The organism is Synechococcus sp. MIT S9507 (genome assembly GCF_047304715.1).
Lineage (GTDB): Bacteria > Cyanobacteriota > Cyanobacteriia > PCC-6307 > Cyanobiaceae > Synechococcus_C.
The window spans coordinates 1,401,838-1,425,025 of record NZ_CP138970.1 but is presented as its reverse complement, the minus strand read 5'-3'; the positions used below and the strand labels follow the sequence as shown (position 1 = coordinate 1,425,025).

The 23,188-nt window shown below is 58.5% G+C and carries 20 protein-coding genes; 13 read left to right on the top strand and 7 right to left on the bottom strand.

Annotation, left to right across the window (positions count from 1 at the left end):
* Nucleotides 1-61: 61 nt before the first annotated feature.
* Nucleotides 62-514: a cyanase gene (cynS, locus tag SIB83_RS07460; protein ID WP_413406199.1), complete on the bottom strand. Its 453-nt coding sequence runs from the start codon at nt 512-514 to the stop codon at nt 62-64.
* A 416-nt stretch (nt 515-930) separates the two neighbouring features.
* Between cynS and SIB83_RS07455 the strand changes: the two genes are divergently transcribed.
* The gene (locus tag SIB83_RS07455; protein WP_413747242.1) at nt 931-2,001 is read left to right on the top strand and encodes an anthranilate phosphoribosyltransferase family protein; all 1,071 of its coding nucleotides are present in this window, start codon (nt 931-933) and stop codon (nt 1,999-2,001) included.
* Here the strand turns inward: SIB83_RS07455 and SIB83_RS07450 are convergent.
* Nucleotides 1,962-2,429 (bottom strand): N-acetyltransferase family protein, encoded by a 468-nt coding sequence (locus tag SIB83_RS07450; protein ID WP_413747241.1) that lies wholly within the window; start codon nt 2,427-2,429, stop codon nt 1,962-1,964. The two genes, SIB83_RS07455 and SIB83_RS07450, sit on opposite strands and share 40 nt — an antisense overlap.
* Between SIB83_RS07450 and SIB83_RS07445 the strand changes: the two genes are divergently transcribed.
* From SIB83_RS07445 to SIB83_RS07430, 4 genes are all read left to right on the top strand, one after another.
* On the top strand, nt 2,428-3,726 hold the full coding sequence (locus SIB83_RS07445) for an MFS transporter (RefSeq protein ID WP_413747240.1): 1,299 nt from the start codon (nt 2,428-2,430) through the stop codon (nt 3,724-3,726). The genes SIB83_RS07450 and SIB83_RS07445 overlap by 2 nt on opposite strands.
* 77 nt (nt 3,727-3,803) lie before the next feature.
* Nucleotides 3,804-5,939 carry a polyphosphate kinase 1 gene (ppk1, locus tag SIB83_RS07440; protein WP_413404699.1) on the top strand — a complete coding sequence of 712 codons (2,136 nt, stop codon included), beginning with the start codon at nt 3,804-3,806 and terminating at the stop codon, nt 5,937-5,939.
* A gap of 178 nt (nt 5,940-6,117) precedes the next feature.
* Entirely contained in the window at nt 6,118-7,137 is a 1,020-nt protein-coding gene (locus SIB83_RS07435; protein WP_413404697.1) for an RpoD/SigA family RNA polymerase sigma factor, read from the top strand.
* A 4-nt stretch (nt 7,138-7,141) separates the two neighbouring features.
* Entirely contained in the window at nt 7,142-7,786 is a 645-nt protein-coding gene (locus SIB83_RS07430) for a diacylglycerol/polyprenol kinase family protein (protein ID WP_413747239.1), read from the top strand.
* Between the two features lie 23 nt (nt 7,787-7,809).
* Here the strand turns inward: SIB83_RS07430 and SIB83_RS07425 are convergent, their stop codons facing one another.
* On the bottom strand, nt 7,810-8,889 hold the full coding sequence (locus tag SIB83_RS07425; protein WP_413404693.1) for a 3-deoxy-7-phosphoheptulonate synthase: 1,080 nt from the start codon (nt 8,887-8,889) through the stop codon (nt 7,810-7,812).
* A 114-nt stretch (nt 8,890-9,003) separates the two neighbouring features.
* Between SIB83_RS07425 and acnB the strand changes: the two genes are divergently transcribed.
* The 4 genes from acnB to SIB83_RS07405 are packed head-to-tail and all read left to right on the top strand — an operon-like array spanning nt 9,004 to nt 14,916.
* Nucleotides 9,004-11,586 carry a bifunctional aconitate hydratase 2/2-methylisocitrate dehydratase gene (gene acnB, locus SIB83_RS07420; RefSeq protein WP_413404691.1) on the top strand — a complete coding sequence of 861 codons (2,583 nt, stop codon included), beginning with the start codon at nt 9,004-9,006 and terminating at the stop codon, nt 11,584-11,586.
* An 18-nt stretch (nt 11,587-11,604) separates the two neighbouring features.
* On the top strand, nt 11,605-13,098 hold the full coding sequence (locus SIB83_RS07415) for a ClC family H(+)/Cl(-) exchange transporter (RefSeq protein ID WP_413404689.1): 1,494 nt from the start codon (nt 11,605-11,607) through the stop codon (nt 13,096-13,098).
* Nucleotides 13,099-13,114: 16 nt separating this feature from the next.
* A complete protein-coding gene (locus tag SIB83_RS07410; protein ID WP_413747238.1) occupies nt 13,115-13,267 on the top strand; it encodes a hypothetical protein in 153 nt (50 codons plus the stop codon).
* 59 nt (nt 13,268-13,326) lie between these two features.
* The gene (locus SIB83_RS07405; protein ID WP_413747324.1) at nt 13,327-14,916 is read left to right on the top strand and encodes a B12-binding domain-containing radical SAM protein; all 1,590 of its coding nucleotides are present in this window, start codon (nt 13,327-13,329) and stop codon (nt 14,914-14,916) included.
* Here the strand turns inward: SIB83_RS07405 and SIB83_RS07400 are convergent.
* The 3 genes from SIB83_RS07400 to SIB83_RS07390 are packed head-to-tail and all read right to left on the bottom strand — an operon-like array spanning nt 14,864 to nt 17,310.
* Nucleotides 14,864-16,144, bottom strand: a complete 1,281-nt coding sequence (locus SIB83_RS07400; RefSeq protein WP_413406195.1) for an O-antigen ligase family protein — start codon at nt 16,142-16,144, stop codon at nt 14,864-14,866. The genes SIB83_RS07405 and SIB83_RS07400 overlap by 53 nt on opposite strands.
* Nucleotides 16,144-16,998, bottom strand: coding sequence for a formyltetrahydrofolate deformylase (gene purU, locus SIB83_RS07395; RefSeq protein WP_413747237.1), 855 nt, complete (start codon nt 16,996-16,998; stop codon nt 16,144-16,146). The genes SIB83_RS07400 and purU overlap by 1 nt, the downstream gene beginning before the upstream one ends.
* Before the next feature lie 51 nt (nt 16,999-17,049).
* The gene (locus tag SIB83_RS07390) at nt 17,050-17,310 is read right to left on the bottom strand and encodes a sulfiredoxin (protein ID WP_413404683.1); all 261 of its coding nucleotides are present in this window, start codon (nt 17,308-17,310) and stop codon (nt 17,050-17,052) included.
* A gap of 77 nt (nt 17,311-17,387) precedes the next feature.
* On the opposite strand from SIB83_RS07390, the gene psbQ reads away from it, so the two are divergent.
* From psbQ to pstS, 3 genes are all read left to right on the top strand, one after another.
* Complete coding sequence (gene psbQ / locus SIB83_RS07385; protein ID WP_413404681.1) at nt 17,388-17,846, top strand: photosystem II protein PsbQ; 459 nt, start codon at nt 17,388-17,390, stop codon at nt 17,844-17,846.
* Nucleotides 17,843-18,949 (top strand): NAD(P)/FAD-dependent oxidoreductase, encoded by a 1,107-nt coding sequence (locus SIB83_RS07380; RefSeq protein ID WP_413747323.1) that lies wholly within the window; start codon nt 17,843-17,845, stop codon nt 18,947-18,949. Before psbQ ends, SIB83_RS07380 begins: the two co-directional genes overlap by 4 nt.
* Nucleotides 18,950-19,022: 73 nt before the next feature.
* On the top strand, nt 19,023-20,024 hold the full coding sequence (pstS, locus tag SIB83_RS07375; protein ID WP_413747236.1) for a phosphate ABC transporter substrate-binding protein PstS: 1,002 nt from the start codon (nt 19,023-19,025) through the stop codon (nt 20,022-20,024).
* A gap of 154 nt (nt 20,025-20,178) precedes the next feature.
* Here the strand turns inward: pstS and dnaK are convergent, their stop codons facing one another.
* Complete coding sequence (gene dnaK / locus SIB83_RS07370) at nt 20,179-22,095, bottom strand: molecular chaperone DnaK (protein WP_114990650.1); 1,917 nt, start codon at nt 22,093-22,095, stop codon at nt 20,179-20,181.
* 135 nt (nt 22,096-22,230) lie between these two features.
* Between dnaK and SIB83_RS07365 the strand changes: the two genes are divergently transcribed.
* Entirely contained in the window at nt 22,231-23,145 is a 915-nt protein-coding gene (locus SIB83_RS07365; RefSeq protein WP_413747322.1) for a shikimate dehydrogenase, read from the top strand.
* Nucleotides 23,146-23,188: the final 43 nt, after the last annotated feature.

The following is a 23,188-nucleotide window of genomic DNA, read 5'->3' as shown; positions in this document are numbered from 1 at the left end:
CCGACTGATGTCGGGCTTGAAAGGTTGATGACACTTCTTCGATAAAAACCAGAAAGTGGAATCACCACTTTTTGTATGGAAGGAACTTTCCGCACATCGTAATCTGTACACGTTCACCCTTCGGATCTTCAATTTTGTCCACATCCAGGGTGAAATCGATAGCACTCATAATTCCATCTCCAAACTTTTCCTGAATCACATCCTTCAGCGGCATGCCATACACCTGCATGATCTCGTAAAAGCGATAGATCAGGGGATCGGTTGGGATCACGGGCTCCAGACTGCCTTTGGTCGGAAACTCCTGAATCGCAGCTGTGATTGCAGGGTCCAACGACAACAGGGACGCCAGCTTCTCCGCCTCATCAGCAGAGGCTGTGGCCTGTCCATAGAACAGAGAAGCAATCCAGACCTCATCGAGCCCAAGAGCTGCCTCAAGATCCGCGAAACTCATCCCTTTCGCTTTTTTGGCAGCCATCAACGAAGCGGTCAATGTGCTCGGCGATGGGGCCGCCAGTGATGGCGTGGACACAGACGAAACAGTCATAAAAAATACTGAAATCCAGACGACACTGTCGCGTCTTGCACCAGGAAACAGCTACAAAGACAACCAAAACAGAAACCCATTTTGGATGCATTAACTACATCTCGATGGATCCAGAACTGCTGTATTGGATCCACTGAACGTGTGATTGATGAACACTTTTTTTCGCACACTCGCCACACTGCTGAATCGCCAAAACCACAACTCAGACGTCAAAACAAGTATGGTGCTAGAGCGGCTCTATTACGCCGATGGTCGCCATAACCCCAGCCACCCTAAACATGGACGCTTCGAAGGGCTTTCGATGCTCGCGTGAAGCGATCGGTAGCAATCGCTACCCCTAAAAGTGACCTCTCTGCAGAACACTGCATGAAGCGTTGGTATGGCCCTTGACAAGCACTGTCTGCAACGGCCGCGAACGCTTCAAACAGCATCTCCGCAAAATCGGGAGCGGCGAACACACCAGCAAAGGCTTGAGCCGAGAGGAAGCCGCAGATGCTTTGGCACTCATGCTCAGGGAGGAGGCCACGCCAGCACAGATTGGTGCTTTCCTGATTGCTCATCGCATTCGCCGGCCGGAGCCCCAGGAGCTCACCGGCATGCTCGACACCTATCGATCGTTGGGGCCCGTTGTTCACAGTCCTCCGGCTCAGAGAAGACCGCTCTGCTTCGGCATGCCATTTGACGGTCGGACCAGAACGGCGCCCATTTACCCACTCACCAGCCTGGCACTGGTGGCTTGCGGTCAACCGGTCGTCCTGCAGGGGGGTGACCGCATGCCGATCAAATACGGCATCACAGCCCTCGATCTGTTCCGCCTTCTGGATCTGAATCTGGGTGGACTGCCCCTGAGCGCTGTTCAGGAAGGGTTCAACACACATGGCTTCGCACTCATCCATCAACCGGATCATTTCGCCATCGCCGAAACGCTGATTGATTACCGCGAGCAGCTGGGTAAACGGCCTCCTGTGGCCAGCCTCGAGCTTCTGTGGACAGCCCACCAGGGAGATCACCTTCTTGTGAGTGGGTTTGTGCACCCACCAACCGAGAGCCGGGCCTGGGAAGCACTCAGGCTCGCCGGCGAAACCGACCTGCTCACTGTGAAAGGCCTGGAAGGAGGAACAGATCTTCCCATCGGTCGGGCCTGCATCACAGCCCGAGTCCGCGATGGACGGGCTGAACGTCTGATCCTTCACCCCCGCGATCATGGATGCCACAACGCAGACCTGGAATGGTCGTCGGAAAGCACCTGGAAGAGACAAGCCATCGAAGCGCTCAGAAACCGTGGTCCCCTGAGCGAAGCCCTGCGCTGGAACGCAGGTGCCTATCTCTGGAACGCTGGCCTGAGCGACAATCTCGATTCGGGCATTGCGATGGCCACCACCGCGCTCGAGCAAGGTCGAGCACTGGATCAGCTTGATCAGCTGCGCAGCTTGCCCAGTGCTTTGTGCATCCGGTAGCGCTCAAAGGGCACTCCAGCAATCGTGATCGTTTCCGGAGCAACGAGGCTCCAGCCATAGCGCTCAAACAACGGACGACTGAACTGACTGGCTTCGGTGCGCAGAGATCTGACGCCGTCAACGATCGCATCAGCTTCAAGTCTCTCGAGGAGCGCTTTGCCATGGCCCTGACGTGCAGCACGGCCCCGGCAATAGAGAAGGGCAAGTCGATCCATCGGATAACGCATCGCAAAAGCGGCATCCTCACCACTGATCCAGCCCGAGCCCTGCTTCAGGGTTTGATCCAGCACACCCGGCAACCAGGCGAGTGCTGCCCACGACTTCACCTGCTGATCCGAATACAGCTGTGGGGCCTGACTCTCGATGGCATCGGCATAGATCTCCCTGAGAAGGATCTCGTCCGCTGGAAGGATCAAACGCAGGGCCATGGCCGATGCCTATGGGAATGTGAGTCTCACCTGCCCAGCGGCTGCCTTGCAGCGACCACGCATTCCAACCCTGCTCAGCGCCTTTCTGACGCTGCTCAATGACCGACTCAGCGAAAGCATTTTTCTGCCATTACTGCCTTTTCTGCTCGAAGACTTCAGCAGCGATGGCAGCACGGTGGGACTTCTCTCAGGCACCTACGCAATCTCACAGTTCGCCGTTGCTCCCTTGATCGGCGCCCTCAGTGACCGCTTCGGGCGTAAACCGGTCATCAGTCTCTGCGTGTTTGGCTCGGTCATCGGCATGGGCCTGTTCGCCACCACCCTGACCCTGCCCTGGCAGGAATTCTTACCAGGGGCCGCTGCTGCAGGCCTGCCTCTCGCGATGTTGTTTCTGGCGCGAATCATTGATGGAGCCAGCGGGGGCACAGCCGCCACAGCCACGGCTGTCTTGGCAGACATCACCACACCGGAAAACCGTGCCAAAGCCTTCGGCCTCATTGGCGTGGCTTTCGGTCTCGGGTTTGTCCTGGGTCCTGGTCTTGGTGGAGTGCTTGGAGATATCAACCGCATCCTTCCCGCCTGGGCTGCAACAGCCTTTGCAGTCACGAACTTGATCGTTGTGCTGGGACTCCTTCCCGAAACCCATCCGATGCAGGCCCGCAAACAACTGCCCCGCAGACGCGAGCTCAACCCAATCACCCTGCTTGCACGTGTCTTTGCCAAGCCAGAGGTGCGTCGCCTCTCGATCGCTTTCTTTGGCTTCTTTATGGCCTTCAACGGTTTCACAACGGTTCTGGTGCTGTATCTGCGCAAGAGTTTCAACTGGACTGAGGGCATGGCAGGAGCCGCATTCGCCCTGGTCGGAGTCATCGCAATGGTGGTTCAGGGAGGATTGATAGGCCCACTGGTGAAACGCTTCGGAGAGCTCCGCCTGACCCTTGTCGGTCTTGGACTTCTGACGTCCGGATGCCTGTTGGTGCCCTTAGCAACTCCTAACAACTCAGTTCCAGTGGTTTACACCGCAGTGTCGTTGCTCGCACTGGGCACCGGACTTGTGAGCCCCTGCTTGCGAGCCCTGGTCTCACGTCGACTCGGCAGCGATGGCCAGGGATCAGCCCTGGGCGGTCTACAAGGTCTGCAAAGCCTTGGAACATTTCTGGGCGCCTCCGCCGCTGGCTTCAGTTACGACCGCGTTGGGGTCACCAGTCCCTTCTGGTTCGGCAGTGTGATGTTGCTCGGAGTTGCCTTGCTTGTTGCTGGCAGTCTTCGTGGTGGACCTCAGGCAAAGCTGATCTGAAAATCCGGAGCGTCCTGCAGTTGCAAGGTGATTGCTACCTTGCGGCCAACAGCTTTCGCACCCACCTCTCTTCTGTGATGGCAGAGCGTTCCCTGGATCCTGATCACTACATCAACCGGGAACTCAGTTGGATCGCCTTCAACGAACGCGTGCTGATTCAGGCCCTGGATGAGCGCACCCCTCTTTTGGAGCAGGCGAAATTCAGCGCCATTTTCAGCAACAACCTCGATGAATTTTTCATGGTGAGGGTGGCCTCCCTCAAGGCTCAGGTGGAAGCGGGCATTGAGAAGCGCAGCGAGGATGGCCGCACGCCGCTGGAACAGCTACAGGCCATACGAAACCACCTCACACCTCTTCTGGAACGCCAGCAGGAGCATTACCGCAGTCAACTCAGGCGTGAACTGCTTCACCATGGCGCCCATCTACTCGACTACAAACAGCTCAACGAACGCCAACGACTCTGGGTAGACAACTACTTCCAAACAGCAATCTTTCCAGTGCTGACACCTCTGGCAGTGGATCCCGCTCACCCCTTCCCTTTCGTGAGCAACCTCAGCCTGAATGTCGCAGCTCTTATTGATGACCCGGACACCGGACAGCGTCTGCTCGCCCGGGTGAAGGTACCTCAGACAATCCTGCCCCGATTCGTCGCCATCCCGGTCGATCTCGCAGACGAGGAATCAGAGACTGTGCACACGGCCGTTCCTCTCGAGCAGGTGGTGGCCTTCAACCTCGGCCTTCTCTTCCCAGGCATGAGCATCGAGGGGCACTATTTCTTCCGCGTCACCAGGGATGCGGATCTGGAACTGCGCGACCTCGAAGCTGATGATCTGATGATCGCCATTGAGCAAGGGCTGCGCAAGCGACGCATGGGTGGCGAAGTGGTGCGACTCGAGGTTGCTGATGGAATGCCGCAGGACGTCATCGAGATGCTGATGGATGGCATGTCCGTTGAGGAAGCGGATCTCTACAGAGTTGATGGACCTCTGGGCCTCGACGATCTGTTCGGGCTGATGGGAATTCCATTGCCCCGACTCAAGAACGAGTCCCACTCAGGTCAGACACCTCCGGTTCTGCGTCGGGCCCAGCGCAACATGCTCGAAGACGGCTCCATCAAAGAAGAGGAATTCGAAAGCATTTTCTCGGTGGTCCGACGCCGCGATGTGCTTCTGCATCACCCCTATGACCTCTTCTCAACGTCTGTGGAGGAATTCATCAACCAGGCCGCCGATGACCCGCTGGTGATGGGGATCAAGATGACTCTTTATCGCACCTCCAAGGATTCACCAATCATCGCCGCGTTGATCCGTGCAGCGGAAAACGGCAAGCAGGTGATGGCGCTGGTGGAACTCAAGGCACGCTTCGATGAAGACAACAACATCCAGTGGGCCAAACACCTTGAGAGCTCAGGAGTGCATGTCGTCTATGGGGTTCTGGGCCTGAAAACCCACACCAAGATCGTGCTGGTGGTGCGCAAGGAAAAGGAACGTCTGCGCAGTTATGTCCATATCGGCACTGGTAACTACAACTCGAAGACATCACGTCTCTACACCGATCTTGGCCTGCTTTCGGCACGACCGGAACTCGGCCAGGATCTCGTTGAATTGTTCAATTACCTCACAGGATTCTCCAAACAGCAGGAATTCCGAAAGCTGCTGGTGGCGCCCGTTTCACTTCGTAAAGGCATGGAACACCTGATTCGCCGTGAGATCGAGCATGCGCAGAACGGACGTGGCGGCCATATCCGGGCCAAGATGAACTCACTGGTGGATCCAGGCATCATCACGCTGCTGTACGAAGCCTCACAGGCAGGCGTGCAAATCGAACTGGTCGTCCGGGGCATGTGCTGTCTGTACCCGGGGCGTGAAGGCGTGAGCGACAACATCAGCGTGGTGAGCATCATCGGACGCTTTCTCGAACACTCACGCCTGTTCTGGTTCGCCAATCACGACAAACCCGAGGTTTACATCGGCAGCGCTGATTGGATGCCCAGAAATCTGGACAGGCGCGTGGAAGCTGTGACACCAGTTGAAGAACCTGCACTTCGGGAGCAACTGGAACGGTTGATGCAGATCTATCTCGATGACAACCGTGGATTATTCGATATGCAATCCGATGGATCCTTCATTCAGCGCCATCCAGAAGGAGAGGAACGTAATTCTCAGCTGAACCTGATTCAAACCTGGAGAAAAGGACTGTCAACGAAAAACTGAACCGCTTGGACCCGTGTTCATCGATACAGTCAAATTGTGCTTTTTGTCTTTATTTCACATTCGATCCACGAGACTTAACACTGCATCATTGATTCGTAAAAACTTTCGATTTAGATAGCTCACTCTTTGGCTCAGGTGCTAAATTTTTCTCAAATCTAATTTTCAGGAGGCCAGGGTGATGGGGATCCCTCTGGAATCTGAAGAAGTAACTCAAAAAGTTGCTTCATCAGAGCCTGTCTTGCCGACCACAGGTCGTCGTGACAGCAGTGCACGTTCACGCTCAACTTCAAGTCGCTCAACACGTCAAAACAGTCGCCTGACGACCGATTCAATCGGTTACTACCTGAGCAGCATCGGACGTGTTCCATTGCTTACTGCGGCCGAAGAAATCGAGCTCGCACACCACGTGCAAGCCATGAAGGAGTTGCTTGAGACTGCTGAAGAGGAACGCACTCCCAGGCAACGCCACCGCATCCGCATGGGCAAACGGGCCCGGGATCGCATGATGGCAGCCAATCTTCGCCTGGTTGTGAGTGTTGCCAAGAAATATCAGAACCAGGGCCTTGAATTGCTCGATCTCGTGCAGGAAGGAGCCATCGGCCTGGAGCGGGCCGTTGACAAGTTCGATCCGGCGATGGGCTACAAGTTTTCGACTTATGCCTACTGGTGGATTCGCCAGGGGATGACTCGCGCGATTGACAACAGCGCGCGGACCATTCGCCTGCCGATTCACATCAGCGAAAAGCTCTCCAAGATGCGCCGCATCACGCGTGAACTGTCCCACCGCTTCGGTCGTCAGCCGAATCGACTGGAACTGGCCAGTGCGATGGGCATCGAACCACGCGATCTCGAAGACCTGATCGCCCAGAGCGCTCCATGCGCATCTCTGGATGCCCACGCCCGTGGTGAAGAAGATCGCAGCACGCTCGGTGAACTGATCCCAGACCCCAATGGCGCTGAGCCAATGGAGGGAATGGATCGCAGCATTCAGAAGGAGCACCTGAGCGGATGGCTCTCTCAGCTGAATGAACGTGAGCAAAAAATTCTCAAATTGCGCTTCGGACTTGATGGGGCCGAGCCACTGACACTGGCTGAAATCGGTCGTCAGATCAATGTGTCGAGGGAGCGGGTGAGGCAGCTGGAAGCCAAGGCCATTCTGAAATTACGTGTCATGACCAACCATCAGCAGGCGGCCTGAGTTTTTGCTCTCATCTCTGTTGATCATCGGCACCTGGATGCTGCTGGTGATCTCAGCAGCTTTGATCTGTCGAAAACGTTGGCCTGAGCAACAGGAACTCAGTCGCAAGATCGTCCACATCGGCACCGGTCCGATTGTGGTTCTGGCCTGGTGGCTTGCAATCCCAGCATTTGTTGCTGTGCCGGTGGCCATCGCCGTGACAGTGATCACGGCGGTCAATCACCGCTTGCAACTTCTGCCAGCTGTTGAGGATGTGGATCGCAACAGCTACGGAACCGTGGCGTATGGACTCGCCATCAGCCTGTTGCTGCTCCTGTTCTGGCCTGAGCAGGCTATTGCGGTCTGCGCCGGGGTGCTGGTGATGGCCTTCGCCGATGGGTTGGCGGGGCTTGTTGGCCGTGGTATGGCATCGCCCAGCTGGACCATTTGGCAACAGCGGAAATCAGTAGCGGGCACCATCACCATGGCCTTGGTCACCGCATTGGTGTTGCTTTTGCTGGTGCTGCTCAGTCAGAGTCCCTTGCATCCGCTGCGTCTGATCGCGGTCTGTGCTCTGGCCGTCGGCCTGGAGCAATTCGGCCGCTGGGGAATCGACAACCTCACTGTGCCGATTGCCGTTGGGTTGTGCTGGGCGTGGATGACCGTCTAACAAACCACGGCCGACCTCAAGGCTCAAGCCACGGGAATCTCAGATGCAGGAGTGCCAGCCAATTTCACGGATTCGGCCAGTTCAGCCAGCAACTCAGCCGTTGCTTCAATACTGATGCAGGCATCTGTGACGCTCTGTCCATAAGTGAGTGAAGAGCGATCAGCACTGATCTTCTGATTGCCTTCGACCAAGTGGCTTTCCAACATCACACCCATCACATGGGTTGATCCCTTCTGCACTTGCGCGGCCACCGCCCTGAGCACCTCGCCCTGACGGCGATAGTCCTTATTGGAATTGGCATGACTGCAATCGACCATCAGTCGGTCCGGAAGGCCCGCTCTAGCCAGTTCAGCGGATGCTTCCTGAATCGCCTCCAAGTGGTAGTTGCTGCCGCTGTTGCCGCCCCTCAACACCAGATGGCCATAGGGATTGCCAGTTGTGCTCACGATGGAGGCATGCCCCTCACAGTTGATCCCCAGAAAATGATGGGGGCTGGAGGCTGACTGCATCGCATTGATGGCGATAGTGGCACTGCCGTCGGTCCCGTTCTTGTAGCCGACAGGCATGGACAGGCCCGAGGCCATCTCGCGGTGGGTCTGACTTTCGGTGGTGCGGGCACCGATGGCTGTCCAGCTGATCAGGTCGGCGATGTATTGCGGAACCACTGGATCGAGGAGTTCCGTTGCCGTGGGCATGCCCTCCCTGGCGAGATCAAGGAGCAATGAACGCGCCAGACGCAATCCGGTGTTGATGTCGTACGAACCATCGAGGTGGGGATCATTGATCAAACCTTTCCAGCCCACGGTCGTTCGAGGCTTCTCGAAGTAAACCCGCATCACCACCTCCAGTTCCCTCGCGTGTCGGGATCTCAAAGGAGCGAGTTGACGGGCGTAATCAAGGGCTGCATCCACATCGTGAACCGAACAGGGCCCGACGATCACCAGCAAGCGATGGTCCTTGCCCCGAAGAATGGACTGGATGCGGTTTCTGGCGGTGGCCACGGTGTCAGTGGCCCTGGCATCGGTGGGCAGATCCCTGTGCAGCAAGGCCGGGGGAACCAGTGGCCGGGTGTCCACCACATGCAGATCGTGAGTGGTGGTCATGCCTCGTGCCATGAATGATCTCAGGTTACGCAAGCTTCTTCATGGCGCATGACGCCGGCAGGGAACGGTGACGCAGGAGAATGAAGTGCGTTTGACGTTCCTGCGCCGATTCCGATGCTGAGCACCTACCGCGAGAACGCCGCAGAACGCCTGGCCCAGGGGATCCCAGCGCTGCCACTCGATGCCGGCCAGACCAAAGCGCTCACGGAACTGCTGCAGGACCCGCCTGCCGGAGAAGAAGAGGAACTGCTGTATCTGCTGAGTGAACGCATCCCACCTGGGGTGGATGAAGCGGCCTATGTCAAGGCAACCTGGCTGAGTGCGGTTGCTCAGGGCGAGGCAAGCAGCCCACTGGTCTCCCCCCTGGAAGCGATCCGCCTGCTGGGAACGATGGTGGGTGGATACAACGTGGCTGCCCTGATTGAGCTGCTCAAACACAGCGATGAAGAACTTGCCGCCTGTGCCGCGGAGGGCCTGAGCCGCACCCTGCTCGTTTATGACGCCTTCAACGAACTGATGGAGCTGGCTGGAGACAACCGCTTTGCCAAACAGGTCGTGGACAGCTGGGCCGCAGCGGAGTGGTTCACAACCAAACCTGAGCTGGCTGAATCCATCACCGTGACCGTTTTCAAGGTTGAAGGTGAAACCAACACAGATGATCTGTCTCCGGCAACTCATGCCACGACCCGTCCGGACATTCCCATGCATGCCCTGGCGATGCTGGAAACCCGAGACCCCGATGGTCTTCAGACCATCACAACGCTGAAACAAGGTGAGCATCCCGTTGTCTATGTGGGAGATGTTGTCGGCACAGGAAGCTCCCGCAAAAGCGCGATCAACTCGGTGCTCTGGCACACGGGGGAAGACATTCCGCATGTACCCAACAAACGGGCCGGAGGAGTGATCCTGGGGGGAAAGATCGCCCCAATCTTTTTCAACACCGCGGAAGACTCTGGCGCGCTGCCCATCGAATGTGATGTCACCGGGTTGAACACCGGGGATGTGATCACCATCCGGCCTTACGAAGGCACAATTGAACGGGATGGCGACGTGGTGAGTCGTTTCGAACTCAAACCCTCAACAATCAGTGATGAGGTGCGCGCCGGTGGTCGCATCCCTCTGATGATCGGTCGGGCTCTCACCGACAAGGTGCGCGCCAAGCTTGGTTTGCCGCCCTCCGAACTGTTCATCCGCCCCAGTGCTCCGGAAGACACCGGCAAGGGATTCACCTTGGCTCAGAAAATGGTGGGCAAGGCCTGCGGCCTCAGGGGGGTGAGACCCGGCACCAGTTGCGAACCACTGATGACCACAGTCGGATCTCAGGACACGACCGGGCCGATGACCCGCGATGAAATGAAGGAGTTGGCCTGCCTGGGCTTCTCCTCCGATCTGGTGATGCAGAGCTTCTGCCACACCGCTGCCTATCCCAAACCTGTGGATCTTCAGACCCAGAAGGACCTGCCCGATTTCTTTGCCCAGCGCGGCGGCGTCGCGCTGCGACCCGGCGATGGCATCATCCATAGCTGGCTGAACCGGATGCTGCTGCCCGACACTGTTGGCACCGGCGGTGACAGTCACACCCGCTTTCCGCTAGGCATCTCCTTCCCGGCCGGGTCAGGCCTGGTGGCCTTCGCCGCGGCCATCGGTGCCATGCCCCTGGACATGCCCGAGTCGGTCCTGGTCCGATTCAGCGGATCTCTGCAACCGGGCGTGACCCTGCGCGATGTGGTGAACGCCATCCCCTGGGTTGCCATTCAGCGAGGCCTGCTGACCGTTGAGAAAGCCAACAAGAAGAATCTGTTCAATGGCCGGATCATGGAGATCGAGGGTCTTCCTGATCTGAAGCTCGAACAGGCCTTTGAACTCACCGACGCCAGCGCCGAGCGTTCCTGCGCCGGCTGCACGATCAAGCTCTCCGAGGCAACGGTGGGTGAATACCTGCGCAGCAACGTGGCCCTGCTCAAGAACATGATCGCCCGCGGATACAGCGATGCCCGGACCCTGGCCCGCCGCATCAAGGAGATGGAGGTCTGGCTGTCCAACCCCCAGCTGCTCAGCGCTGATGCCGATGCCGAGTACGCCGAGGTGCTGGAGATCAACCTTGACGAACTCACGGAACCCGTATTGGCCTGCCCGAACGATCCCGACAATGTGAAACTGCTCAGCGAGGTCGCTGGGGCTCCGGTGCAGGAAGTGTTCATCGGCTCCTGCATGACCAACATCGGCCATTACCGGGCCGCGGCCAAGGTGCTTGAGGGAGCCGGTGAGAACAAAGCCCGCCTCTGGGTCTGCCCTCCCACCCGCATGGACGAAGAGACCCTCAAGGCGGAGGGCTATTACGCCACCTTCGAAGCGGCAGGCTCTCGCATGGAGATGCCGGGCTGCTCCCTTTGCATGGGCAACCAGGCCAGAGTGGAAGACGACACCACCGTGTTCTCCACCAGCACCCGAAACTTCAACAATCGCCTGGGCAAAGGCGCCCAGGTGTACCTCGGCAGCGCCGAACTGGCAGCAGTCTGTGCACAGCTGGGTCGGATCCCCACAGCTGACGAATACCGCAGCATCGCCTCAGAAAAAATCGATCCCCTCTCCGACGAGCTCTACAGGTATCTGAATTTCGACCAGATCAGCGGCTTCGAGGATCAGGGCAGGGTGGTCAGTGCAGATGAGGAGGCCCAGGTGCTCGCCGGGGCGTGATCCCACGCCGGCAATGCAATGGTTGTTCTGAGTGAACTGAAACAACGCCGCCACCAGCTTGGCTCCAGCCGCAGCATCAGACGACTGCTGGAACGGCGCTGGTGGGTTGTGGTACTGGCCCTGATGCTCACCGGCCTGGGCGCTGCCCTAACCGGTGTGCTGTTCAAGGCGGGCATCAAAGTCTTGAGTGGCTGGCGACTGGAACTGCTGGCGGATCTACCGGCCTGGGCTGTTCTGCCTGGACTGGGAGCCCTGGGCGGCCTGATCTCAGGTCTGATGGTGGCCTATCTGGCCCCAGCCGCTGGCGGCTCAGGAATCACACACATCATGGGGTTTCTGAAACACCGGGCGGTGCCTATGGGGCTTCAGGTGGGCCTGGTGAAGCTGGTGGCTGGGATCGTGGCCATCGGCAGCGGCTTCCCTCTGGGTCCGGAAGGACCCGCAGTTCAGATGGGAGGCTCGGTGGCATGGCAGATGGCGCGCTGGCTGAAAGCACCTGTGGCCTTTCGCCGCATGATTGTGGCCGCTGGCGGCGGAGCCGGAATCGCAGCAGTGTTCAGTGCTCCCATTGGAGGCTTCGTCTACGCCGTCGAAGAATTGCTGCACTCCGCCAGACCGGTGGTGTTGCTGCTGGTGATTGTCACCACCTTCTGGGCCGATGCCTGGGCAGACGTTCTGGGTCTGGCAGGCCTCAATTCCAGTGGAGGAGGCCTCGATGCCACGCAGGGATTCCAGCTGGAACGGGAATACACACCACTGGTGAACTTCCTGCCGATCGATCTTGGCTATCTGATCGGGCTCGGCGTCGTGGTTGGAGTGCTGGCGGAGCTCTACTGCCGCTACGTGCTCGCCATGCAACGCAAGGGCAATGCCTGGTTCGGCGATCACCTGGTACTGCGCATGGTGATCAGTGGTGGTGTGCTGGGCGGCGTCTATGCCTTTCTGCCTGAGGATTTTCACAACCTTGAAGGGCTGCAGCACCTGATCGCTGATGGCAAGGCCGATATCCCAATGGCGCTTGGCACCTTCATCGTGCTTTTCTTCAGCACCGGTCTGGCTGCTGCGTCGGGAGCTCCAGGCGGGCTCTTCTATCCGATGCTCACCCTTGGAGGTGCCATCGGCCTGGCCTGCGGAATCTGGGTGGAAGCGCTCACCGGACACGTGCCCAGCACCTATGTCTTCGCCGGCATGGGTGCCTTCGTGGCCAGCTGTTCCCGCACACCGATCACAGCCATGTTCCTGGCCTTTGCACTCACCAAGGATCTGTTGATCCTCAAGCCGATCCTGGTGGCCTGCCTGGCCAGCTTCCTCGTGGCACGCCTGTTTGATGACCGCTCGATTTATGAGCGCCAGCTGGGCATGGAGCTTTTGGAGGAGGATCACCTGGAAGCCCGCAGAGAACGACGGGGTGGCATTCACCACGCCTGGGAGGGATCGATTCGGCGCAGAAAGTTCGATCCTCCTAAACCACCACCACCTCCCAAGGACAAAACCAAAAAACCTGATTCCTAGCAGCTCCCTTCATTCCATGGCCACGACGGTCAACCGATGTCTGCGAATTGTCCACTGCCTGAGGGTGGGCAGTTCTTCACTGGGCGGAGCGACACCATTGATGGCATCGGCTGGAGCCTCTGAATCCTTGATCCTTCAGGATGAACATCTGAAGCTAAGGCTCTCCTGAACCAGGAAACGCTGCTGTTTGATCCGGCTGTGCCGGAAACCGGAGCCCTGCGTGCGGTGATGGCCTTTCCCAGCACCTACACGGTGGGGATCACCAGCCTTGGCTATCAGATCGTTTGGGCCACCCTGGCCATGCGGTCTGACCTGGATGTGCGGCGCCTGTTCACCGATCAGAGCGATCCACCGCATCGGCAGTGCGATCTGTTCGGACTCTCCCTCAGCTGGGAACTGGACGGACCGGTGCTGCTGGATCTGCTGGAGCAGCAACGGATTCCGATCTGGAGCGAGCAGCGCTCGGATCAGGATCCGATCGTGTTTGGTGGCGGTCCTGTATTGACTGCAAACCCCGAACCTCTGGCTCCCTTTTTCGATGTGATCCTGCTGGGCGACGGCGAAGAACTGCTGCCCAGCTTCATCGACACTCTCCAGGAAGTCCGAACTGAATCACGATCCGTACGACTGCGGCGGTTGGCTCAGGTTCCTGGGATTTACGTGCCATCGCTGTACGCACCCAGCTACGGCAATGACGGTTGTCTGCAAAGCATCGACCCGATCGAAGCAGATCTGCCAGCAACGATCAGCAAGCAAACCTGGCGTGGCAACAGCCTCAGCCATTCAACGGTGATCACACCCGAATCGGCCTGGCCTGATATCCACATGGTGGAGGTGGTGCGCAGCTGCCCGGAACTGTGCCGTTTCTGCCTGGCCAGTTATCTCACGCTTCCCTTCCGCACTCCGTCTCTGGACGACGGTCTGATCCCTGCTGTCGAGAAAGGTCTGGTGGCAACGCGCAGGTTGGGACTCCTGGGTGCCTCAGTCACTCAGCATCCACAGTTCGCAGACCTGCTCAGCTGGCTTGGTCACGACCGCTTTGAGGACGTTCGCGTCAGTGTGAGTTCGGTGCGGGCAGCCACCGTGACGACTGAGCTTGCAAGCGGATTGGCCAGACGGGGCAGCAAATCACTCACGATCGCCATCGAAAGCGGCAGCGAACGCATGCGCAAGGTGGTGAACAAAAAGCTGAGCAACGAGGAGATCAGTGCCGCTGCGCGCCATTCCAAAGAAGGTGGGCTGCATGCCCTCAAGCTCTACGGGATGGTGGGGCTTCCCAGTGAGCAGGAAGCGGATGTGGAATCAACTGCGGATCTGCTGCTCCAACTCAAGAAGACCACCCCTGGCCTGCGTTTCACACTGGGCGTGAGCACCTTTGTTCCCAAAGCTCAGACACCCTTCCAATGGCAGGGCGTGAGGCCTGAAGCCGACAAACGCCTCAAACGCCTGGCCAAACGCCTGAAACCGAAGGGAATTGATCTGAGACCGGAAAGTTATGGCTGGAGTGTGATCCAGGCTCTGCTCTCTCGCAGTGACCGCCGTCTGGCTCCGGTCATCGCCGCAGTCCGAGGATCACAGGAAAGCCTCGGAGGCTGGAAGAAGGCCTACCGCAGCAGCAGAGCTGGCGAACTGCCGGGGGCCAGAAGCGGTGGGGTGGATCTGCCTTTACCCCCGCCATGGGAGCAGGTGGTGCACGACAACTGGGATGAAGCCGTCGTGCTCCCCTGGGACCATCTCAACGGCCCCCTGGGACGAAAAACATTGCTCAAGCACCAGAGCCTTTCTCTGGCTGGAGCCGCGCCGACAGTTCAGGACTAAAGGACGCTCTCACACCCGCCAGCAGAATCCAGCCGGCAATGTTCAGACGGCTGTCAAAAAAGGGCAGATCAGTGCCATGCAGAATGATCAGCACCAACAGTGCCGTCCACCAGGCCCGGTCGAACAGACCGGACAGTCCCCGGCGCAGGCTCACCACCAAGAGGGCCAAGACAAAACCCACCAAGAGCACTGCCACAGGTAGACCATGACCAATCGCCAGCTCCAGCGGCAGATTGTGAGCATGGCCATGCCACTGACCGGTGCGCAGTGGATAGATCACTGAAAACGCCGCGGCTCCCCAACCAAGCCATGGCCTTTCACCAATCAATTGCAACGCAACGTTCCATTGACTGAGGCGCGTGGAAGCGAGGACCCTTTCTCCCCCGTACTGACTGTCGTTGAGTCGAGCCCAGAGACTTTCAGGCACCAGAGTCCGGGCAGGATCCTGGAGCATGGGCGACACCCCGGGAAGCACGGACAGCAGCACCGGCAGAAGCGCGAGTACCAACAGAGGAATCAACCAGGGCCAGCTGGGCGGACCCAGAACGAGTGGGACCACCAGCACCAGTGAACCCCAACCATTGCGGGATTCCGTGAGCACCAGCGCAACCACCAGCAGCACAGCCAGGACCACCACCACGACACGGCGCCAGCGATTCAACCCCTGCTGCACAAGAGCCGCCAGGGTCAGTGGCCAAACCATGGACAACCAGGCGGAGGCGATGTTGGCGTAATCAAACAGACCGGAAAGACGCCCATCAGGGCGGCCACCGGCTGCCATGAACCACACGATCAATCCACCCAGCAGCTGCCAGGGTCCCTGCCATCCCCACCAGATCTGACCCAGACCGGTCACCACCACAGGCACACTGCCTGCCACCAACCAAAGGGCGGAGCGGCGCCGGGCCTCGCCACTCATCACGTAGGGCTGAAAACCCCAGAAGCCCCAGAAAAAAGGCAGCCAGTTGGCCAGACCCACCCAGGCGAGTCCCTGGTCATAGGCCCCAAAGCAACCCAGAATCATCAGGCCAGAAGCCAGCAGCAGCGGGGCATTCCAGGGGTCACGCCAACAAGAGCGTTCACGCCCGGCGCAACCGAACAACAGTGCTGGGAACAGCAGCAGACTGCCCAGCAGAGCTGACGACGGCAGCAGAAACAGGCCGAGCTGAAAGCAGCGCCAACCACGCGCAGACGCAAGGGAGGGTCGACCCTGATCCAGCCAGACCATCACGCGAACACTGCCGTACGGCCTCGATAGACAATCACCTGTCGGCACAGATGAAGGCGCAGCGCCCTGGCCAGAGCGAGTCGCTCTGTGTCACGACCCTTTCGGATCAGGTCTTGTACCTCATCACGATGGCTCACATGGGCGATCGTCTGCTCGATGATCGGGCCGTCATCCAGTTCTTCAGTGACGTAATGGGACGTCGCGCCGATCAGTTTCACACCCCGTTCCCAGGCACGGTGATATGGCTGTGCGCCCTTGAAGGCGGGCAGAAATGAGTGATGGATATTGATCACGTTGGGAAATTGCCGGAGGAAGGTCCCGCTGAGTACCTGCATGTACTTGGCGAGCACTGCAAGCTCCACCCGATGTTCGATCAGCAGCTCAAGAATGGTTTGCTCAGCTTCAGCCTTGGTCTCGCGGGTCACGGGCACATGAATAAAAGGAACCCCGAACTCCTTGCAGCTGCTTTCCAGATCAGGGTGATTGGCAATCACGATGGGAACCTGCATCGGCAGTTCCCCGCTGCGGGCACGCCAGAGCAAATCAAGCAGGCAATGACTCTGTTTACTCACCAGAATCGCCACACGGGGATGATCGTCGGAGAAGTGCAGCTGAGCCTCACCCCCTAGCCGTTGTGCCAGAGAATCCGCTGCTGATGGAATCGCCTGACGCGGCAGACCGAAGCCCTGCAGATCCCACTCAATCCTGCTGAGAAACAGACCGGCACCGGAATCGGTGTGGTGATCGGCATGACGGATATTCCCGCCGTTCGCAGCCACCCAGCCGGCGAGTTCACTCACGAGTGCCGGACGATCCGGACAGATCAGCTGAAGGATGACCGAAGCGGAAGACAAGGATGTCAGAGAGATGACAACGTTGATTCTGCGCCGGGGCGTGCCGTCGTCTCAGCGAAGATGCAGATTCAAATCCCTGGATGTGGCCTGTCGGATCCGAGCACGGATGGTTGGTAGTCCAAGACGTTCATGGGCTGCAACCCTGTGACAGCCGTTGAACCCCCAGAGCTGACCATCCACCTCCAGCAGATCAATCGGTTCACGCAATCCCTCCTGGCGAATGGAGGCCATCAGGGCTTGCACCTTGTCTTCGTCGAGGAATCGCTGCAGAGGTCTGCGGACGGAAGCCAGCGGCACCTTGTCCACCCTCATGAGCGCACACTTGTAACGACAAAAGACCAGTTGAATTTAGGTGGCGGTTAAAGTCGCCACCACTCTTGTGAACTCCGATGCTGAGCGCCCTGCGCCGCGTGGCTGCCTTCTGCCTCTGCCTCGCCCTCTGTTTCGGCCTCGCAGCTTGTGATGGCAGCGCCAATGCCAAGCCTGCCACCATCAGCCCAGAGGATATGGCAGTGATCCGCCGCCAGGTGGAAGGGTTCACGGCTGCCAGGGAACGGCTGCCTGAACTGGCCAAGCTCGTCGACGAACGCGACTGGACCTTCACTCGCAACCTGATCCACGGCCCCATGCAGGAAGTGGGCAGAGAAATGCTGTACATCAATCAACGGCTGCTTCCTCAGGACCGAGCAGAAGCCAACAAATTGGCAACGTCCCTGAAGGACGCCATGGCTGATCTCGATGAAGCCGCTCGTCTGCAGGACGGCGCCAAACTTCAGAAGTCCTACGACGATCTTGAAGCTGACTTCGCCAGTTACGCCGCCGTCATTCCCGAGCAGGCCCTGAGCTGATCGCATCCATCGCCGTCATTGGTGCCGGGGTCACCGGCACTGGCACCGCCTGGCAACTTGCCAAGCGAGGGCACAGTGTTTTGCTGGCGGACCCATCACTGGCGAAGCCGATTCCAGAAAGGCCAGCAGACCGTGATCTGAATGGCAGCACCGCATCATTAGGCGTGCTGATGGGCCACGCCTTCCGACGTTCGAGCGGCAGGGCCAGGAGGCTGCGCCAACGCAGCATGGCGCTGTGGCCAGCATGGATTGAACAACTGAATCATCCAGAGTCACCTCTGCAGCTGGAAACACCGCTGATCCAGCTCGCTGGCAGTGCCGAAGAAGCCCAGCGGATGCAACAGCTTGTGGATGCCAGACCCGTTTCAGGTCTGCAGTTCATCGCCAGCAACATGCTTGATAAGGCTGATCCGGTTTGGCCCCAGGCGGGTCACGGGGCAATGCTCTCCGAACGTGATGGGCGTGTCGATCCTCTGCAGCTGTTGAAGGCCCTGAAGCGGAGCCTGATTGAACACAACGTGGAGCGACGAGCAACAGATGTCGTGGAACTGCAACGCCCTGACAGCAAACCTCGGTGCAAGTGGCGCCTCATCACCGCAGAAGGACGGAACGAAGAGGTGGATCTGGTGGTGATCTGTTGTGCTTTGGGCAGCGCCAAATTGCTGCAGAACCTTGGGCATCAACGTCCCATGGATGCCGTGCTCGGACAGGTGCTTGAGCTGCAGCTCAACAAGTCAGCCAAACAATGGACAGGGTGGCCAGCAGTGCTCACCTGCGGCGGCATCAATCTGATTCCGCAGGGACAAGATCGCCTGTGGATCGGAGCCACGCTGGAACCTGGCACGAAAGCGGATCCCGCAGCCATCGAGACCATGAAACGGTTAAATGACCTAGCCCCGGCATGGCTGGAAGACTCCCAACTGCTCGGCCAATGGCATGGCTTGCGTGCACGGCCACGAGACAGACCTGCCCCTCTACTGGAAGAGCTCGAACCTGGACTGCTGCTGGCGTCAGGGCACTACCGCAACGGCGTCTTGCTGGCACCCGCAACCGCTGAATGGGTTGGACAACACGTTGATAAAGAAACGATAACCAGCCCTTAAATCCTGTCTCCTCGCATTGCAATAAGTTCAATTCGAGTGTTCTTCACTCTCCATCGATTGTTTAGAAGAGTTCATGCAACGCTCTTTTCTCACGAGAACGCTGACTGTCATCTCGGGTGTGGCCGCAGGACTCAGCCTGGCTGCTTGCTCCACAAGTGGTGGTAGTGATGAAACAGATCAGGGCCAGCTCTCCGCAGCAGGCGCTTCCTTCCCTGCAGCCATTTACCAGCGATGGTTTCAGGGATTGTCGCCCCAAGGTGTGAATGTCAACTATCAGTCCGTGGGGTCGGGTGCTGGTGTGCGTCAATTCACGGCGGAAACCGTCGATTTCGGCGCATCCGACAAGCCGATGAAACCTGAAGCCATTGCCAAGGTGAGTCGCGGTGTGGTGCAAATCCCCATGACGGCGGGTGCGATCGCCGTGGCTTACAACAACCCCGGCTGCGAACTGTCACTCACCCAGAAACAACTGGCAGGCATTTTTCTGGGGCAGATCACGAACTACAGCGAACTCGGATGTGCCGACAAGGCGATCAATGTAGTTCACCGTTCCGATGGCTCCGGCACCACCTACAACTTCACGAAACATCTGGAAGCCATTAGCCCTGAATGGAAAAAGGATGTTGGGGCAGACAAGTCGGTCAAATGGCCAACCGGTGTGGGCGCCAAAGGCAATGAAGGTGTCTCCGCCCAGCTGAACCAAATCGCTGGAGGCATCGGTTATGTGGAATTGGCCTATGTGAAGGGTGATCTCCAGGCCGCTGCAGTGCAGAACGCTTCGGGTGAACAGGTGAAGCCCACCAATGCCACGGCCAGCGAAGCTTTGGGTTCCATTGACCTCGGCCCCGACCTGATCGGAAGCAACTCCAATCCCAAAGGGGGCTATCCGATCGTCACCTTTACCTGGGTGCTGGCCTACAAAACTGGCAACGACGACAAAACGGCACTATTGAAGAAGACCTTCAACTACATGCTTTCCGAGGAAGCACAGTCGCAGGCTCCAGAGCTGGGCTACGTTTCGCTACCACCTGAAGTTGTGAGCCAAGCCAAAGCCGCAGCCGATTCCATCAACTGAGCGTTCGCAACCTCTGGATCAACTGCGTCTGGACCAACTTGCAAATCAAAAGGGAGCGAATGCTCCCTTTTTTGCGCAACAAAAAACCCCGTCTGATCACAGACGGGGAAGAAAATACGAGGATGTCAGACCACGTGTGATTGGCCTTAAAGAATCACTTGGATTCCGTGAATTCAGCGTCGATCACATCATCGCCGGACTCACCAGATCCAGAACCCCCTCCGGGAGTCGCGCCTGAGTCGCCACCAGGAGCAGCACCGGCTTCAGCACCAGCCTGCTGATACACAGAGGCTCCCACGGTGTAAAGCTCCTGCTGCAGTTCCTCAAGCAGGGGCTTCATCGCGTCGTAATCCTCCTTCTCAGTGGCTTCCTTGAGCTTGGTGCGCTTCTCCTCCACCTTGGTCTTGGCGTCTGCATCGACCTTGTCGCCAAGCTCCTCCATCTGCTTTTCAGCTTGATAAACGAGGGTTTCAGCCTGGTTCTTGAGATCGATGCGCTCGCGCTTCTCCTTGTCAGCACTGGCGTTGGCTTCAGCATCCTTGACCATGGTTTCCACCTCGGAGTCGCTGAGGGTGGAGGCTCCGGTGATGGAGATGGATTGCTCCTTGCCGCTGCCCTTGTCCTTGGCGGTGACGCTGAGAATGCCGTTGGCATCAATGTCGAAGGTCACTTCGATCTGAGGCACACCGCGGGGAGCAGCGGGAATGCCATCCAGACGGAAGGTTCCAAGGCTCTTGTTGTCGGACGCCATCTCGCGCTCACCCTGGAGCACGTGAATCTCAACGTTGGTCTGACCGTCGACAGCAGTGGAGTAGGTCTCAGACTTCTTGGTGGGCACCGTGGTGTTACGGGTGATCATCTTGGTCATCACACCGCCGAGGGTCTCCACACCCAGAGAAAGAGGGGTGACGTCCAGCAACAGGATGTCCTTCACTTCACCGGCGAGCACACCGCCTTGGATGGCAGCGCCCACGGCCACCACCTCATCAGGGTTCACGGTCTGGTTGGGATCCTTGCCGGTCACCCGCTTGACCAGCTCGAGCACAGCCGGAATCCGGGTGGACCCGCCCACCATCACGATCTCGTCCAGCTCACCGGAGGAGAGCTTGGCGTCCTTGAGTGACTGCTCTACAGGAACGCGACAGCGATCGATCAACTTGGAGGCCAGCTCTTCGAACTTGCCGCGAGTGAGGGTGAGGTCGAGATGCTTGGGCCCTTCAGGAGTGGCGGTGATGAAGGGCAGATTGATCTCACTCTGAGTGGCACTGGAGAGTTCAATCTTGGCTTTTTCAGCAGCTTCGGTGAGGCGCTGAAGCGCCTGCTTGTCCTGACGCAGATCGATGCCTTCGTTCGACTTGAAGGTGTCGGCAAGGTGATCAACAATCACCTTGTCGAAGTCATCACCGCCGAGGTGGGTGTCACCGGAAGTCGACAACACTTCAAAGACACCATCCCCAACCTCAAGAACCGACACGTCAAAGGTTCCACCACCGAGGTCGAACACCAGAATCCGCTCATTGCTCTTTTTATCGAGCCCGTAAGCCAGAGCCGCTGCGGTGGGCTCGTTGATGATGCGCAGCACTTCAAGGCCGGCAATCTTGCCCGCGTCCTTGGTGGCCTGACGCTGGGAATCGTTGAAGTAGGCGGGAACGGTGATCACGGCCTGGGTCACCGATTCGCCGAGGTATTTGCCGGCATCCTCTGCCAGCTTGCGCAGCACCTGAGCGGACACTTCCTCAGGAGCGAACTGCTTCTCGAGAACCGGGCACTTCACCTTCACATTGGAGCCGGCCTTCTCAACCGAGTAACTGACTTCCTTCGACTCTTCATTCACTTCATCAACCCGACGGCCGATGAAACGCTTCACGGAATAGAAGGTGTTGTCGGGATTCATGACCGCCTGGCGCTTGGCGATCTGACCCACCAGTTGATCCTGGTTCTTGGTGTAAGCCACCACCGACGGCGTGGTGCGGAAGCCCTCGGCATTGGCGATCACGGTGGGCTTGCCGCCCTCCATCACCGACACACAACTGTTGGTGGTTCCGAGATCGATGCCGACAACCTTGCCCATCCGTGCCTCCTTGCTCCGCGTAATGACTGATTAGATCTTTCGCATCTTCGGCAGAGGCAATGCCTCCAGGCGAGGTGTGGTTCCCGAACAGACCGATGACGCAGCAGGCTGGTGGAGAGGATTGCGCTTCTCCGAATGATCAGCGGAACCACAGGACTGATCGGCTTGCTGGGACAACCCGTGAGCCACTCCCTGTCACCGGTGATGCACAACGCCGCTCTGAAAGCCATGGCGCTCGATTGGCGCTACATGGCATTTCCTTGTGATGCTGACGATCTGAAGACGGTGCTCAATGGATTGCAAGCCTTGGGGTGCCGCGGCCTGAACGTGACCATTCCGCACAAGCAGCAGGTGGTGGGTCTCTGCAGAGAGCTGAGCCCCCTCGCTGAACGGCTGGGTGCCGTGAACACGCTCACACCCCTCAAAGAAGGCGGCTGGCATGGGCATAACACTGATATGGAAGGTTTTCTGGCACCACTGCAGAAACCAGCAGGGCAGTGGCAGGGTGCCGAAGCAGTCGTGCTGGGCTGCGGTGGCAGCGCCCGAGCTGTGGTGGCGGGGCTGCAGCAACTACCCCTCACCGCAATCCATGTCTCCGGCAGACGCCCTGATGCGCTGGCTGACTTTCTGAGCGACCTGCGTGCAGGCCAGGGCAGCGACAGCGCACCGCTGATCGCCATGAGCTTCGATCCGGAACCGCTCAGCAGGGTCTTGCAGCGATCGAAACTTGTGGTGAACACCACTCCTGTGGGAATGCAGGGCCATGGAGATGACAACGCCATGCCGCTCGGCCGAGATCTCTGGGCAGGTGTTGATGCATCCGTGACCCTCTACGACCTGATCTACACACCCCGACCAACGCCTTGGCTTGCATTGGGTCAACAGCGTGGCTGCCGCACCATCGATGGCCTGGAGATGCTGGTTCAGCAGGGAGCTGCGGCCCTGCGTCGATGGTCGGGGCGAGCGGATGTGCCGGTTGATCAGATGCGGGAAGGCGCTCTTCGCAGCCTGGGGGCGCATCGGGATCAGCACTCACGATCACTGAACTGAATCGAGTCACACGCTCTACGCTCGGGCCAATGTCGAGGCTGCG

Excerpts from the sequence above, each read along its gene's own strand:
- SIB83_RS07445 (WP_413747240.1), top strand. The coding sequence starts at position 2,428 with ATGGCCGATGCCTATGGGAATGTGAGTCTCACCTGCCCAGCGGCTGCC.
- SIB83_RS07450 (WP_413747241.1), bottom strand. The coding sequence starts at position 2,429 with ATGGCCCTGCGTTTGATCCTTCCAGCGGACGAGATCCTTCTCAGGGAG.
- ppk1 (WP_413404699.1), top strand. The coding sequence starts at position 3,804 with ATGGCAGAGCGTTCCCTGGATCCTGATCACTACATCAACCGGGAACTC.
- SIB83_RS07435 (WP_413404697.1), top strand. The coding sequence starts at position 6,118 with ATGGGGATCCCTCTGGAATCTGAAGAAGTAACTCAAAAAGTTGCTTCA.
- SIB83_RS07425 (WP_413404693.1), bottom strand. The coding sequence starts at position 8,889 with ATGACCACCACTCACGATCTGCATGTGGTGGACACCCGGCCACTGGTT.
- acnB (WP_413404691.1), top strand. The coding sequence starts at position 9,004 with ATGCTGAGCACCTACCGCGAGAACGCCGCAGAACGCCTGGCCCAGGGG.
- SIB83_RS07415 (WP_413404689.1), top strand. The coding sequence starts at position 11,605 with ATGGTTGTTCTGAGTGAACTGAAACAACGCCGCCACCAGCTTGGCTCC.
- SIB83_RS07410 (WP_413747238.1), top strand. The coding sequence starts at position 13,115 with ATGGCCACGACGGTCAACCGATGTCTGCGAATTGTCCACTGCCTGAGG.
- SIB83_RS07405 (WP_413747324.1), top strand. The coding sequence starts at position 13,327 with ATGGCCTTTCCCAGCACCTACACGGTGGGGATCACCAGCCTTGGCTAT.
- SIB83_RS07400 (WP_413406195.1), bottom strand. The coding sequence starts at position 16,144 with ATGGTCTGGCTGGATCAGGGTCGACCCTCCCTTGCGTCTGCGCGTGGT.
- SIB83_RS07390 (WP_413404683.1), bottom strand. The coding sequence starts at position 17,310 with ATGAGGGTGGACAAGGTGCCGCTGGCTTCCGTCCGCAGACCTCTGCAG.
- psbQ (WP_413404681.1), top strand. The coding sequence starts at position 17,388 with ATGCTGAGCGCCCTGCGCCGCGTGGCTGCCTTCTGCCTCTGCCTCGCC.
- pstS (WP_413747236.1), top strand. The coding sequence starts at position 19,023 with ATGCAACGCTCTTTTCTCACGAGAACGCTGACTGTCATCTCGGGTGTG.
- dnaK (WP_114990650.1), bottom strand. The coding sequence starts at position 22,095 with ATGGGCAAGGTTGTCGGCATCGATCTCGGAACCACCAACAGTTGTGTG.
- SIB83_RS07365 (WP_413747322.1), top strand. The coding sequence starts at position 22,231 with ATGATCAGCGGAACCACAGGACTGATCGGCTTGCTGGGACAACCCGTG.